This window comes from Sorangium sp. So ce1036, assembly GCF_051369805.1.
Lineage (GTDB): Bacteria > Myxococcota_A > Polyangia > Polyangiales > Polyangiaceae > Sorangium > Sorangium cellulosum_F.
Genome location: NZ_JBBMOX010000001.1, coordinates 5,287,755 through 5,302,457, shown reverse-complemented (window position 1 = coordinate 5,302,457; position 14,703 = coordinate 5,287,755). Strand labels below are relative to the sequence as shown.

Annotated in this window: 10 protein-coding genes; 7 read left to right on the top strand and 3 right to left on the bottom strand. The window is 71.1% G+C overall.

The genetic code is table 11. The features are described from left to right. Positions 1 to 105 precede the first annotated feature (105 nt). Positions 106 to 2,052 (bottom strand): family 43 glycosylhydrolase, encoded by a 1,947-nt coding sequence (locus WMF31_RS19960; RefSeq protein WP_436603482.1) that lies wholly within the window; start codon positions 2,050 to 2,052, stop codon positions 106 to 108. A gap of 43 nt (positions 2,053 to 2,095) precedes the next feature. Between WMF31_RS19960 and WMF31_RS19955 the strand changes: the two genes are divergently transcribed. After that, positions 2,096 to 2,452, top strand: a complete 357-nt coding sequence (locus WMF31_RS19955; RefSeq protein ID WP_436603481.1) for a hypothetical protein — start codon at positions 2,096 to 2,098, stop codon at positions 2,450 to 2,452. Positions 2,453 to 2,475: 23 nt separating this feature from the next. Here the strand turns inward: WMF31_RS19955 and WMF31_RS19950 are convergent, their stop codons facing one another. Beyond that, positions 2,476 to 4,032, bottom strand: coding sequence for a hypothetical protein (locus WMF31_RS19950; protein WP_436603480.1), 1,557 nt, complete (start codon positions 4,030 to 4,032; stop codon positions 2,476 to 2,478). 621 nt (positions 4,033 to 4,653) lie between these two features. On the opposite strand from WMF31_RS19950, the gene WMF31_RS19945 reads away from it, so the two are divergent. The 4 genes from WMF31_RS19945 to WMF31_RS19930 all read left to right on the top strand — a co-directional run bounded on the left by WMF31_RS19945 (position 4,654) and on the right by WMF31_RS19930 (position 9,675). Then, complete coding sequence (locus WMF31_RS19945; RefSeq protein ID WP_436603479.1) at positions 4,654 to 5,208, top strand: hypothetical protein; 555 nt, start codon at positions 4,654 to 4,656, stop codon at positions 5,206 to 5,208. Positions 5,209 to 5,488: 280 nt separating this feature from the next. Then, the gene (locus WMF31_RS19940) at positions 5,489 to 6,460 is read left to right on the top strand and encodes a hypothetical protein (RefSeq protein ID WP_436603478.1); all 972 of its coding nucleotides are present in this window, start codon (positions 5,489 to 5,491) and stop codon (positions 6,458 to 6,460) included. 903 nt (positions 6,461 to 7,363) lie between these two features. After that, positions 7,364 to 7,972, top strand: a complete 609-nt coding sequence (locus tag WMF31_RS19935; RefSeq protein WP_436603477.1) for a GyrI-like domain-containing protein — start codon at positions 7,364 to 7,366, stop codon at positions 7,970 to 7,972. Between the two features lie 1,136 nt (positions 7,973 to 9,108). Next, complete coding sequence (locus WMF31_RS19930; RefSeq protein WP_436603476.1) at positions 9,109 to 9,675, top strand: hypothetical protein; 567 nt, start codon at positions 9,109 to 9,111, stop codon at positions 9,673 to 9,675. A gap of 114 nt (positions 9,676 to 9,789) precedes the next feature. On the opposite strand, the gene WMF31_RS19925 is transcribed toward WMF31_RS19930, so the two are convergent. Then, positions 9,790 to 11,544, bottom strand: coding sequence for a hypothetical protein (locus WMF31_RS19925; RefSeq protein ID WP_436603475.1), 1,755 nt, complete (start codon positions 11,542 to 11,544; stop codon positions 9,790 to 9,792). 332 nt (positions 11,545 to 11,876) lie between these two features. On the opposite strand from WMF31_RS19925, the gene WMF31_RS19920 reads away from it, so the two are divergent. Together WMF31_RS19920 and WMF31_RS19915 are read left to right on the top strand one after the other, a co-directional pair. Beyond that, positions 11,877 to 12,875: a hypothetical protein gene (locus WMF31_RS19920; protein ID WP_436603474.1), complete on the top strand. Its 999-nt coding sequence runs from the start codon at positions 11,877 to 11,879 to the stop codon at positions 12,873 to 12,875. Then, on the top strand, positions 12,865 to 14,049 hold the full coding sequence (locus tag WMF31_RS19915; protein WP_436603473.1) for an alpha/beta hydrolase family esterase: 1,185 nt from the start codon (positions 12,865 to 12,867) through the stop codon (positions 14,047 to 14,049). Before WMF31_RS19920 ends, WMF31_RS19915 begins: the two co-directional genes overlap by 11 nt. The last annotated feature ends 654 nt before the right edge of the window (positions 14,050 to 14,703 follow it).

The window sequence follows — 14,703 nt, the reverse complement described above, 5'->3', positions numbered from 1 at the left end:
CCGCCGCAGCCGCCGGCCCTGCCAGAGCCTCCCCCGGCGCCCCCCTGGACGCCGCGCACGAATTTTCAAGGATGGCTGCTCGTGCCCGATTCCTCCACGAAACGGTCAGTCGCCGATCGTGTTCGCGCCGTTCAGGAGCGGTACGCCGAAGCTCGGCGTTCCATCCGCATTCCATTCGAGCCGCTGGACGCGCGTGTGGCGGTTCGGGTCGTAGAGCGGGTCCCCCGTGATCTTCTCGTAGTTCCGCGCGTGGTACACGAGCACGTCGAGCGATCCATCCGCCGAGGTCGTGAACGAGTTGTGGCCCGGGCCATACAGCCCGTTTGCGCTGACGAACACTGGATTCTCGCTCTTCGTCCATGATCTGGCGCTCAGCAGGTCGTCCGTCGCGCTCGCCGTGAGCAGGCCGAGGCAGTAGCGGTCGTCCGTCGCGCTCGCTGAGTAGCTGATGAAGACCCGCCCGTTCCGCTCGAGCACGGCAGCGCCTTCGTTGACCGCGAACCCCGCGGTCTCCCAGGCGTGCTCGGGTCTGGCGATCCGCACGTTGGGGCTGGCCAGCGTCCACGGGTTCACCATGGCCGCGATGAACAAGCTGCTGTTGTCGCCCTCGACGCTCGGGTCCTCCTGCGCCCACACGAGATACCGCTTGCCGTCGTGCTCGAACGTCGTCGCGTCGAGCGCGAAGGTGTCCGACTCCGTCGCGATCTGCCCTCGTTCGATCCACGTGCCATCCATCGGGTTGCCCGATGCGCTCTCGAGCACATACATGCGAATGGCCCAGATGTCGGTCGAGCTCCCGGCGGCGAAGTAGATGTACCACTTGCCGTCGATGAAATGTAGCTCGGGCGCCCAGATGTGCGCCGCCATCGGGCCGCTCGCGTGCTTCGTCCAGACGACCTTCGGCGTCGCGTTGGCCAGGCCTCGTATCGTGGTCGCGCGCCGGATCTCGATGCGATCGTACGTCGGAACGCTCGCGGTGAAGTAATAGTAACCGTCCGTATGCCGCGTGATGTGGGGGTCCGCGCGCTGCGAGATCAGGTAGCCGAGAGGCTCCAGCGCGAACGACGCCTCCGCGCTCTCGATCGCCGTGCCGTCGAGCGCGTGCGCATGGAGCTGGTAGTTCAGGTGCCGGAGATGACGCGTCGCATCCGAGTACCACTGAAGCGAGACCATCGTCGGATCCCCGTTCAGCGCGGGCACGATCCGGAACGTGGCGTCCCTCCGGAACGTGGTGGTGTCCGTGAACACGTCGATCCACAGAAGGTGACTCCTCTCATTGGATGGGGTCTGCCAGAGGCCGTCAGCCCGGTTGGACGTCTCGCTCTGCGGCGGGTACCGGGTCGAGTTCGCGCTGTCGACGTGCAGGTAGCGACCGCCGAGCCCCACGGGCTCGAACGACACCAGCGTCGGATCATCCGGGTTCGCGAGGCCGGGCACCACTCTCCACTGGAAGTCGTCAGGAAGCTGGTTGTTCGCCCTGTCGTCGAGGTTGGTGATCATCGCATGATAATAGGAGTGCGCGACGTAGAGCGGGGCGCCCTCCATGTGCGTCGTGCGAATGTGGTGCCCCCCTCCGACGTCGTCGTCGAGGTTGGAGAGCTCGAGATCAGCGGGGGCGGCGAGGGCCGCATACGCGGGGTCCTCGCTGGCCGGTGAGCCGAAGGAGACGCGCACGGGCTGAGCGCCGTCGGCCTGCCAGTCGTCGACGCTGCTCAAGGTCACGGTCTGCGCCGCGCTCCAGCTCGCCTCCGTGAACGTCAGGTCCGCATGGCTCAGCGTCGCCTCGGTCGTGTCGCTGACGCCGAGAGCGATCGTCACGGGCGCGCTCGGCTGCGACGCGAGGCGCACGGTGAACGTCACGGGCGCGCCGCGCTCGGCGAGGGTCCCCGACGGGTCGCTGACCACGATCGCTGCCGTCCCCGGACCGTCGTCGTCCGTGTTCGTGATGTCAGCGGACTCCGCGACGAGGCCGTCCCCCGCTGGGTCGACAGAGACCGAGGGCCCGAAGCGGACGCGGAAGATCCGATCTCCGTCGCGCTCCGCATCGTCCACGCCCGTGACCGTGATCTCTCGAGGGGCGCTCCAATCCTCCGCCGTGAAGGAGACGGTCGTCGGTGAGACGGAGCCTTCGGTCGCATCCGAGCTCGAGACCGGCACCGTGACAGGCCCGCTCGGCGCGGCGTCGAGCGCCACGCTCACGGTCACCCGCCCGCCGGACTCCGAGGTGCTGAGCGCTGTGCCCGCCGTCGTGATTCGCAACGAGTTGCCCGGTGATCCGGTCGACGCGTCCGGCGCATCGGTCGAGGGCCCCTCCGAGCACCCGACCGCCACGAGCAGCGCGGAGAGGGCGCGAGCTGCCGCCGTGAGCGCAACGCGTGGCGCAGAGAGGGGAGTGCACTCTGGGTGGGGAGATCTCGGTGCGCACATGATGAAGGGAGACTCCTCGCTGTAGGTGCTGCGAATCCGGCAGGATGCTCAGTAGTGGGCGATGAGCGCGTCGAGCTCCGCCTGCGTGACCCGGATCGCGTTCGCGTGGCGCACGCCGGACGGAAAGCTGTACTCTGCGCTCGGGAGCTCCGTCCAGGAGCCCGGATCCGTGTCGAGGTCCGTCGTGCTCCAGCACCCGAACACGCCGCCGTTCAGATAGTAGTCGGCGAACAGGTACCATCGACTCTGCCGCGGATCCTTGATGACGAACGGCCCCTCCGTCGCTCGTCTCCTGCTCTGGGTCGACCCGCGCGTGATGTAGTCCGGACTCCATCGCGTGAACGTCGCCGGATCGAGCGCGAGCGTCGGGGAGCGCGCGATCTGGATGTCCTTGCCCGATCCGGTGAGCGCGCTCCCGCTGCTGTCCGTCTCGTCCTTGAAGAAGAGGTAGTTGCGGCCGTTCCATTGCGTGATCGTCGCGTCGATGACGCTGTAGCCCGGGTCGAAGAGCACGTCGGGTGTCGGGTTGACGATGGTGACGAAGTCCTCGGTGTAGCTGACGTAGATGCGGTTCGCGCCCGTTGTATCGTTCCCGGACCAGATGATCGCATAGAGCTCGCGATCGGGGTCGTAGTAAGCCTCCGGGGCCCAGGCGTGCATCGGGGTGGAGCTGGGGCCCGGGAGGTTCGTGAGCGTGATCAACCGGGGATTGGTGAAGGTGATGAGATCGGTCGAGTCCGCCACGAAGATCTTGGAGCTCGGACGGTTCCAGTAGTTCGCGTCGTTCTCCGCGAGCGTCCAGTCCGTGGCGATATAGACGTACGTTCCGTCGTTCTTGCGGAACAGGAACGGATCTCGGATGTGATTCGTGCCCATCCCGGTGAGCCGGTACGCAGGCTGTCCATCGGCGAGGGCCGACCAGTGGAGCCCGTCGGTGCTGTAGGCGAGATGCAGCGAGTCGCTCCGCACGTCCTGCTGCGGCCCGAAGTAGCTCAGCACCCAGGCCCCGGGGGAGCAGCGGGTCGCGTTCATCGTGGCCGTGTGCTCGCCGTTCGTACACCTGAGGCAGCCGCGGTCCGTCGCGCTGCTCCCCTCTGCGCCGACGAACTCCCCTGGCACGCAGTCGGTCCACGCGACGCATGGCGTTGCGGGATCGGCGTCGTCGTCCCAGGTGCCGTCCGCGCAATCGACGAGCGCGGCGGTACCGCCTGCGCAGTACGTCCCCGGCGAGCAGGCGTCACACGGAGCGGGCGTGGTGTTCGTCCCCGGCGCGGTCTGCCTCGTCCCGGGCGCGCAGGGCGTGTGCTTCGCGCAGCTCGGGGCGTTCACCGTGTCGCTGAAGGTGTCCTCCGGGCACGCCGTGCACCGCCGGTCCGCCGTGGGCGAGCCCTCGGCGCTCGCGAAGGTGCCTGCGGTGCAGGCGGTCCATGCGACGCAGCTCGTCTCGCCATCGCCATCGTGATCCCAGGTGCCCTCGGAGCACGCGGGGGGCTCGGCATCGGGTCCTGCGTCTCCGCCGGTCGTCGTCGCCGGGTCGCTGCACCCGGAGATCCATGAGAGCGCCACCACCCATCGTGCTTTCGAGCTGCTCTTCCAACGTGCCATATCGCTCCTCTCGATTTCGCGCGTGGTTGCAGCGCCGATGGGCGCTCGCGTGAGGTGCTCCGGCGACAAGCGGGCGAGGCGTTCACGTGTCCTGCCCATCTGGCGAGCAGGTCCTGGACGTCGAGGACCTGCTCGAGCGCCCAGCGCGCACGACGGCCTGTCCTGTACGAAGCGAAAGGATCGTTCGGGAGCAACTGTGAACGCTCACATCGACGGCGTCAACCCAAATGGGGCGGCGACGAGCTCACGGCCGGCTCGTCCAGAGGTCCGATGCCAAATCCGCCTTCGGGCCGGCGCACGACGGCTCCTTCACGCCGCCGGACCGCACCGAGCGCCGGATCGTCGACCGTGCGCGTCGCGATGACTCCAGGGGCGATGGGGCGCGCACGCCGCCGGAGACGCGGCTCACGGCGGCGCCGAAGTCCGCCGCGACGCCCCCTGGGCTCGACCTTGCTGGTGCGACGGGAGGCGCCCCGGGGCGCCGCGACTCACCCGCAGGAATACGGGGATCGGGCGCCGCGGCGCGCGGCCTACCTACGGAGATGCGAAGAGCTGTCGTACGGCACGGTTGATTGCGACGCTGGACCGGCAGTACGTTGCGTAGCAGGAGGCTGAGTCGATATGTTGTTCGGGGATCGGCTGGACTTCGCCATCGAGGCGGACGTGGAGCCCAACCTGGCGCCCCCGAGCGCGGTGTGGGGGCGCATGTGCATCTGGTGTCGCGGGGTGGCCCTCGGAGACCTCGGGGAGTCGCACTGCGCGCTGTACCCGGCTTACCGCGCTTTTCGCCGGCTGCCCTCCAACCTCGACCGCCTGTGGTCCGAGAGGCTGGCCGGGTTGGACGACATCGCTGCCTGGAGCTTCCTCGACGGGCTCTTGTACGGCCATCATGGAGACGTCGAAGTGCCCGATGCGCGAACGGCCGAGGAGCACCGCCGGGACTTGACGTTCTGGAGCGCCCACGATTTCCTGACCGGCTGGGGCGAGCAGTTCAACGGGTGCAAAGCGTTCATCGTCTGTCCGCCCGGCGGCGCGGTTCGCATCCTCTCGCGCGAGCTACCCGGGCCCATGGGCCGCGGCGTGGAGGTGTCGCGGGCCGGGCTCGTTGCGGCCGTCGAGGGGTTCACCCGCTGGTTCGAGCAACAGGCGCGGCGTCTGGAAGGTGGTCGGGCCTGATGCATGCCGGCGGGGCCCGACGAGGGACCGGCCCCGCCCGAGCCTCCGCCCGCGCCCCGTGGACGCCGCGCCGCGCACGCCGAGCCCGCCCCTGGGGCCGCCGCCTCCGCCGCCGCCCTGGCCCGGCGTGCCCCAGCCGCCGTCGCCGCCCCGGTCCGCTTCCCAGCCGGCGTCGCTGCCCGCCTGCGTCCGCCATGGCGCCGCCACCCCTGAGCTGGAGCTCTGCTCGCATTTCCCCGGCGTCTCGTGCCGGCATCGGGTGTGCTCGAGGCCGAGCGTCATGCCGACGCTCGAGCACAACGCCCTCGTCGAGATGTTCCGCGAGCACCCGGCGCTCGCCCCCCGCTTGCTCGCGACGCTCCTCCACGTCGAGGTGCCGCCGCACGCCTCGGTCGCGGTGGTCGAGTCGTCGCTCGACCAGCTCATCCCGGTGGAGTACCGCGCCGACTTGGTGCTCGAGCTTCGAGACGACGGCGGCGCGCTCGTGCTGGCGATCGTCCTCGAGGTCCAGCGCGACGTGGACCCGGACAAGAAGTTCTCGTGGCCGGCGTACGTCGCGGTCGTGCGCGCCAGGAAGCGCTGTGACGCGATCGTCCTCGTGGTCGCGCCGGACGCCGGCGTGGCCGCCTGGGCGGCAGAGAGCATCGACCTCGGCCTGGGCCGCGGCACCGTCACGCCGCTGGTGCTCGGTCCGGCGGTCGTCCCCGAGATCACCGCCCCGGCCGACGCGGAAGCGGAGATGGCGACCAAGCTCGCCGTGCTCTCGGCGGTGGCGCACGGCAACGGGCCGAGCGGGCTCACCGTGCTCCAGGCGGCGCTCGCTGCCCTCGGCCGGCTCGACCAGGCGCACGCGATGGTCTATTTTCAGCTCATCTGGAACGGGTTGCGTGAGCCCATGAGGCAGGCTCTGGAGGAGTTGGTCATGGAACGGCAGATCGAAGGCGAGGCGACCTTTCCCCCGTCGTTGCAGAGGCTCATCGATCGCTGCAAGCTCGAGGGCATCCGCGAGGGCGAGCTCAAGGGCATGCGTGAGGGCGAGCTCAAGGGCATGCGTGAGGGCAAGCTCGAAGGCATGCGTGAGGGCAAGCTCGAGGGCAAGAGGGACACGCTGCTACGGCTGCTTGCGCGTGCAGGGATCGTGCTCACCGAGGACGAGAGCGCGCGCATCCAGGCATGCACGGACATCGCGACCCTCGACCGCTGGATCGAGAACGTCCTCGGGGCGAAGACTGCCACTGAAGTGCTCTCCTGACGGTTGATGGTGCGGCCCGACAAGGCGATGAATCAGACGGGCTTTGCCGGCTGGCGATCGGCGGGAGGCTCCGCGGACGCGGGCGAGCTCCACGCCGGCGATTCACGCAGCCTCGCCGATGCGCCCAGGCCCTGCGGCCCGGGACCCGCGTCGAGGCGGGCTCGGCGCGTGACCCGGCCGAGCTTGCGGCAAGCTCCCTGCATCTTGAAGGCGCTGCTCAGACGCCGGGGCTGCGCAGGAACCTCACCGGGGCTGCGCAGGAGCCGCACGATGGTGACGAAGGACACCAACGGGAGCGCGCAGGAGGGGCGCGGGGCCGCGCAGGACGGGGGCTGGCGTAGCGCAGGACACCAACGGGGGTGCGCAGGAGGGCCCCCAGGCCGCGCAGGAGGGCCTGCGGGGCTGCGCAGGACGGGGGCTGGCGTAGCGCAGGACACCAACGGGGGTGCGCAGGAGGGCCCCCAGGCCGCGCAGGAGGGCCTGCGGGGCTGCGCAGGAGACCTACCGGGGCCGCACAGGAGGCCGCCCGGCTGTCCAGGAGGGCCCATGGGCTGCGCAGGACGGCCGATGGCGCTGCACAGGAGGCCGCCGGGGCTTGTTGGTGTACAGGAGGCCGACGGGCTGTTCAGGGCTGGCGGCGCGGCCGCGGCCCGCGCGGCGGTTGACCGCGATGGTGGCGCTCGGCGCAGAGATGGAGCTCGATGCCGACGGCTGGTGCGAGCGCCTCCGTCGGCTCGACGGCGAGCTGGAAGGGCGGTGACCCTCCCGTCCGGCAACCTGCAGGACGATGTCGCGGTGGTCCTCGTCGAGCACGTCGGCTAACCTGCCGCCGCTGCCGCTTCGCGGCAGCGCGGCAGACGGTCAGGCCGCAGAAGCAGCCGTTGACCCTCATCAGGTGCGATCGTGTCGAAGGTTGATCTCAAGAGGGAGCTCAAGCATCTCTACCAGGCATCCGCGAAGGAGGTGGTTCAGGTCGACGTGCCGACATTCCAGTTCCTCATGATCGACGGCGAGGGCGACCCCAACACGTCACAGGCGTATGCCGAGGCAGTCGAAGCGCTGTTCTCCGTCTCCTACACGACGAAGTTCATGGTGAAGAAGGGGGCGCGAGGAGTCGACTACGCGGTCATGCCCCTCGAAGGCCTCTGGTGGTCGGATGACCTGTCCGTCTTCACCTCCAACGACAGGTCGCGGTGGAAATGGACGATGATGATCATGCAGCCTCACTTCGTGGAGGAGGCGGTGATCCGGGCGGCCATGGCGGAGGTGAGGCGAAAGAAGGCGCTCCCCGCGGTGGACGCGCTCAGGCTGGAGAGCTTCACCGAAGGGACGTGTGCTCAGATACTCCATATCGGACCCTTTACCGAAGAAGGGCCGACCATCCAGCGAGTCCATGATTTCATCGGGGCGCGCTCGGCGCTCGCAGGAAAGCACCACGAGGTGTATCTGAGCGACATACGCCGCGCCGATCCGGCCAAGTGGAAGACCATCATCCGCCAGCCCATGGAGTGATGGCTGACGCATCGCTCGAGCCGACGCCGCTTCGCGGCCCGGCTCGACTCAGGCGCTGCGCGGGCGGAGCGGCGCAGGACGCCGGAGGGAGGCGCCCCCGTCGACGGCGCCAGGGATCGGGGCCGCTTCGCCCGCCGCGCGGAGCGCGGAGCGCGGCGCAGCAGAGGAGATCGGCCGGCTGGGCGTCGGCGGGGCCACATGAACCACTTTCGCCGGAGCTCGCCGCCGCCGCCGCCCTGGCCCGGCGTGCCCCCAGCCGCCGTCGCCGGCCCAGCCCGCTTCCCGGCCTGTCAATGGCCCCGCGACCCAGAGGCTGTCCCTGCATTCCCCCTCCCGTTCCCCTGGCTTCTTGGCGCCCTCCTCGTCATGGCGGTTCGCTCCCCGGCTCGTCTCCCCGCAGCAGCGACAGCACCGTTTCACTCCTCGAACGCCGCCGTTCCAGCCCGCTGCCTGGCATCGCCCGCCGTGCCGCCGCATGCTCTGGACATGATCCGGTCGCGGTTGCGGGGCGGGTCGGATGCGCCTGTCTCCGGATCTCGGAACGCGGCGGGCCCATCTCGTGGCCCGCCGGTGCAGCGAGCATCACGGCCCATGGAGCCTGGCCTCGATGATCCGCCGCGGCGCTCCGGGCGCGTCCTTCCAGCGCGTGGGGCGCCCGCCGGCGCTGCGGCTCTCCTGCAGCCCGGCGCGGCGCGATGCTGTGGGCGCAGGGCTCCAGGATCCGTTCGCCCGCCGCATCGGCCGTCTCTCATCTTCGCGTGGAGGCCGGCGACGCCGTGAAAGGAGACGACGTCGCGCGCGGCGCGCGCCTCGCCGAGCTCTGGGACCCAGGAGCGAATTGCAGAGCCCGACGGAAGGCAAGGCCTGTTCTACCGACCGCGCGACTGGGATCAGATTGCTAGTTCCATCTCGACAATAGATATCCACGAACGACGACGCGTTCGTTTAGACATTGACAGCGTTTCCGCTTTTGAGAATGATTCCTCCGCGCTGGCCGACGAGGCACGGGACGGGCTCGCCACCGCGGAGCCCACAGCGCACCTCGCGGCGTGACCGAGATGCGCCGATGAACCCCTGCGCGCGGCCACGCGCCTGGCTTGGAAGCATAACCTATCATAACAACACATTGGTGAGACATGAAACACATCTGTCACATGACGCCCATGCGCGCCCTGTTCTGCAGCCTTATCGCCGGAGGCATCTCGCTGAGCGCACCCGCTCAGGCGCAGGCGCTGGAGTACGGGATATACGAGGGAGAAGGTTGCCCCGCAGGATACGCGCCGTTGACCCTGGCCGATGCCTTCTGGACGTTTTACGCCAGATGCGATGAGCTCCCCTATTCAGGAGTCTTTCGCCTCGCGGACGGGGCCTCGATCGATGGCCAGTGGAACAGCTGTCAGCTGAACAGCGGCGACACCCGCGAGCTGGACTACACGCTCTGCAAGCCCAACTACGAGCTCTTTGACATCGACGGGACCACCTTTGCGGTGGTGAGGGGCGGAGAGGAGTGCCTGGAAGGCTTCGAGCACGTGGACTTCGCTACCGCCTCCGCCTACTCGGCCGAGATATGCACGCACGTCGGGTACTGGGGGATCGCGAGGATCGGTGGAGGGGGCTCCATCGACGGGGTAGGTTACGGCTGCGGCATCCGCGCGACCGACTCTCGCCCGCTCGGTGACGCCATCTGCGTGGAGAGCGAGTAACACCCGCGCCGGAGGCGGCTCGCGCGCTCCCCACGAGCTTGGCGGCCAGGGTGCGCAGCAGCCGGTACATCGGCTTCGGGGCGACCTGCCCACCTGCCCCACCCCGCCCCCGCGTCACCGGTACGGCCCTCCCCGCCGCTCCCCCCGCATCTCCCGCGCCAGCGCCAGCATCGACCGCAAGACCTCCCGCGCCGCCGCCGGATCCGCGAGCAGCGCCGTGATCCGCACCGCGATCTCGCCCGGCTCCACCACGACCGTGTTCCCCGCCACCGCCCCGAGGCGCGCCGCCTGCTCCAGGATCGCCGCCACGATCGGCCCCAGCGCCGCGCTCGGCGCGCAGGCCCCGCCGCAGACGGGGGGCTCCAGCCGCAGCGCGATGCGTGTCCCGGCCGGCGCGGCCCCCTTGAACCGCGTCCTCAGCTCGAACCGCTCCCCCTCGAAGGTCCCCGACAGCCGCATCGGCCCCACCTGGAGCGCCCCGCCGCTCTCCTCCGCGAAGCGGCGCCACGCGGGCAGCCACGCCGCCATCGCCGAGGGCGGCGGCAGCGCCGCGCCGGCGTCGGCGATCGCCTGCGCGAGCGCCTCGACCTGCGCCAGAAACCCGCCGAGCACCCGCTCGTCGGACGCGCCCAGGGCGCTCCACGCCCGCACCCGCGCGTCGTCCACGTCCACCTCGCCGAACGCGCCCAGCGCCGCCCGCAAGGCGGGCGTGAGCGCCGCCAGCACCTGCGCGTCCTCCCGCCCCCACGCCCGGAAGCGCCGGTCGAACCGGGCATCCCCCGTGATCACCCCGACCCGCGCCCCGCCCTGCCGCGGCCGCACCTTGAGGCCGAGCCCCCAGGGCTCCGCGAACCACACCGTCGCGCCGAGCCCGGGCCCCGAGCGCTCCTGCGCCGGCGCCACGTCCACGACGCAGCCCGCGCGGACGCCGCGCAGCCCGAGCCCCTCGGCCTCCTCGCGCGCCGTGTACCCCGCCCGCTGCCCCGCGCGCGCCCAGACCGCGCGCCAGCGATCCGCGCCGACCCGGGGCCGCGCCCCCTCGTGCCGGCGCCGCTGCCCGAACGGGCCGACGATCACCGGCACCCGGTGCACCACCCGCCCCTCCGCGTGCTCGAGCACCGCCTCCAGCGCGTAGCTCAGCGAGACCTCGGCGGAGCTCCACGCCGGCGCGAGATCGATCGGCACGGCGATGCGGAAGGGCACCTCCCGCCCCTCGCGGACCGCCCCGAGATCCTGGAAGAACGAGAGCCGGTGGAGCTCGCTCGACGGGCGGCGCCCCCGCACCTGGACCCGCTCGACGCCGACCAGGGAGACGTCGAGCGCGCGGGGGCGGCTGCCCGCGAGGCCGCCGAACGCCACGGCGCCGGCGAGGACCTCGCCGGGCGCGAAGGCGCGATCCGGCAGCGAGACCTCGAGGAAGGCGCCGCGCCCCCGCGCGCTCGCGCTGGTGATCGGCGCGCGCCTCGGCCGCGCCGTGGTCGCGGGCCGGACGAGGATCTCCCGGCTCTCCTCGGCGTCGAGCCACCACGGGATGGAGACGCGCGCGCGGATCCCGCAGCGGAGCTCGGCGATCGCGCCGGCGTGGGTCGGCGGCAGGTCGCGCGGCAGCGCGAACGAGGCGCGGTACCGGTGCACGCCCGCGCCGAGCAGCCCCCGCCCGGCCACCTCCTCGCTGAGGCGGAGCCGGTCGCGCGTGCCGCCGATCACCCCGCGCGAGGGGTCCCACAACGTCTGCGTGCACTGCAGGGTCACGCGCACGAAGTCGATCGGGGTCTCCGAGGTGCTCTCGAGCAGGAGCTCGACGCCGAGCGTCTCGCCCGGGTGCACGACCTCGGGCAGCCGCAGCGTGATGAAGGGGCGGCTCCTCATCGCCGACCATCGTAGCCGAACCGCGATCCGACCCGGACGCCGCAGCGCGCTGCGGCTCGCTCGCCGGGCGATGCGCTCGCTCTACCCGCGCTGCAGCGCGCCGCCCCCGCGCGCCATGTACGCGGCGAACAGCGCCGGCGCGAGCTGCTTCATCGCGCGCCGACGCGAGCGCCGGGTCGAACGGATCGGCCCACGTCAGGCCCGCTGGCGGCCCCCCCATGCCTGCCGAGCTGCGCCCCTCCCCACGCCCGGGGGGCGTCGGGTTTGTCACTCCCACCGCTGGGCCGTGCCGCGTTACGCTCGGCGAGCCGCGCGCTTGTTCACCCAGTCGTATGACCGTCGAGCTGATCCAGGCAATCGTTCGTCAGACCACTGTCCTCATCGCTCAGCTGGCGACCTCGGGGGGCCTGCGTGCCCCCCTGGCCCAGCTCGCGGACCAGGTGTTCCAGGACCTGGCGACCGAGCTCGAGCGGCAGGGGGTCAGCCGCAAGGTGAGCGCCGACATGTTCGGCATGGGGCTCCGGAGCTATCAGCGCCGGGTCCGGCGGAACACGGAGGGCGCGGTCGAGCGCCGCCGCTCGCTCTGGGAGGCCGTGCTGGCCCACATCCGCCGCCGGGGGATCACGCCGCGGGCCGAGATCTTGAGGGCGTTCGCCAGCGAGGACGAGATCCTGCTCCGCGGGGTGCTCTTCGACCTGTGCGAGAGCCGCCTGATCTTCCAGGCGGGCCAGGGCGCTCAGGTGGTGTATCGCGCCGTGTCCGACGACGAGCTCGGCGCGCTCCGCGCGCTCCGCTCCGGCGAGGGGGTGGACGAGCTCGTCTGGGCGATCATCTATCGAGAAGGCCCGCTCACGCGCGACGAGCTGCTGCAGCGGACGCAGATCGAGCGCGCGGAGCTCGACGGCGCCCTGGGGCGCCTCCTGGAGTCGACGCGCGTCGAGCGGACCGGAGATGGGGCCGGGGCCACGTACAGCGCCGCGAGCCTCTACGTGCTGCTGGGCTCGCCCGTGGGCTGGGAGGCGGCGATCTTCGATCACTACCAGGCGATGGTGAAGACCATCCTGTGCCGGCTGCGCGAGGGGCGCGGCGCGCCGGGCCTCGGCGACCGCGTCGGGGGGAGCACCTATACCCTCGACGTGTGGCCCGGCCATCCGTACGAGCAGCGGGCCTACGAGACGCTGGGGCGCCTGCGCGCGCAGCTGGTCGAGCTGCGCGAGCAGGTCGAGGCCTACAACGCGGCGCACGAGGCGCCGGACAGGTACACGCAGGTCGTGCAGTACGTCGGACAGTGCTTGATCCAGCAGGACCCCGGGAGCGGCGATGAAGACTAGGGCGGTCGCGACGGCGTGCTTCCTCGCGAGCGCGGCGGGCGCGGCGCTCGTGGCCCCGGGCTGCCGGGGCGTCGGCCCCCAGACCGGGAGCGAGACCAACTTCCTCCGGAGCTGCGACGCCGGCTGCGGGGACGGCCTCGCGTGCCTCTGCGGCGTCTGCACGCGCGCCTGCTCGGCCGCCGACGAGTGCGCGGCGCTCGCGTCCGGCGCCGAATGCGTGGCCGCGGCGGAGCGGCCCGCCGGGGCGGCCTGCGCCGCGTCCGAGAGCGCCGCGGTCTGCGATCTCTCCTGCGGCGACGACGCCGGCTGCGCGCCGCTCGGCGCGTCGTTCCGCTGCCAGGGTGGCTACTGCCGGGCGTCCGGCGGCGGCGGCGCGGCGACCGCCTGCCCGGTCACCACCCTGGCGCTCGGCGACAACGATCGCACCGTGACGGTCGGGGACGCGACCCGCAGCTACGTCGTTCGCCTTCCGGAGAGCTACACGGGCGCGAGCCCCCTGCCGCTGGTCCTCGACTTCCACACGCTCGGGGGCACCCCGGCGGACGAGGCCGCGGCCTCGGGGTACCGTGAGCTCGCCGAGGAGGAGGGGTTCCTCGTCGCGTGGCCGCAGGGCATCGACGGCGCGTGGAACATCGGCCCGTGCTGCACGACGTCGCGCGACGTCGACGACGTGGGGTTCGCGCGCGCCCTGGTCCGGGAGGTCCAGTCGGAGGCGTGCGTCGACGTCCAGCGCGTCTACGCCGTGGGCGTCGCGAACGGCGCCGGGATGGCCTACCACCTGGCCTGCAACGCGGCGGACGTCTTCGCCGGGGTCGCGCCCAGCGCCTTCGACCTGCTGGCGGCGTCGGAGCAGCCCTGCCAGCCGTCGCGGCCGGTGACGGTGATCTCGTTCCGGGGAACCGCGGACACGCTGGTCCCTTACGAGGGCGGGGCGCAGCAGGCGCCGAACGGCGCGAGCATCACGCTGCTCGGCGCCGTGGGCACCTTCGAGCGGTGGGCCGAGCTGAACGAGTGCGCGGGCTCCCCGAGCGCGGCGGACGGCGACGGTTGCTCGACCTACTCGAGCTGCGCGGACGGCGCGGAGGTGACGCTGTGCACCACGGAGGGCGGCGGCATGACCTGGGGGAGCCCGGAGATCGGGTGGGCCACGCTGAAGCGGCATTCGCTGCCGTGAGGGCGTGACGCGCGAACGCCTGTCCGGCGCCCTGGAGCGGCGTGCGGCGCGCCGTCCCCGGGAGGGGGTGGCGGAATCCCAGCAGGCGATGCGACCCGTCGAGCTTGGATGAGCTTCATCCTATCCGGCGACCCGGCGGGCATCGGGTGACCGCGCTTCGGTTCCGCTCTGCCCCGCCCGTCCGTTGACGGGACCCTGCCTCGCCGGCGCTCTGGCGTTCGTGCGAGCCCCGCGCACCTCCCAGACCCGTGACATGTCACGCGACATGTCACGTGACATGTCACGCGACATCGAACGCTGGAGATGGAACCGCATCGGAAATCGCCCGGCTACTCTGGACTTGGCCCTTTGGCTCGGTTTTTGCGATCCATTCAATTACCAGTTACCAGTTGCCAGTTGCTCGCAGTCGCCCGCGGCGCTCCAGTCCATCCATCTCGCAGGTCAGCGTCCGCGGAGGATCACGGTGGTGTTCCACCACGCGCCGCTGGGGACCGACACCCAGGGGGCCCTCGTCGTCCGCGGCGATTCCCCTGAACGACGCGAGGGGTACATGTCCACGTCTTGAAACCGAGCTCGCTCTTGACATCCTCGATGTGAACGCGGCCCCGTCGATGCACGATGAGTTGTTGAATTTGCGTCGCTCTTCCAGCGGGT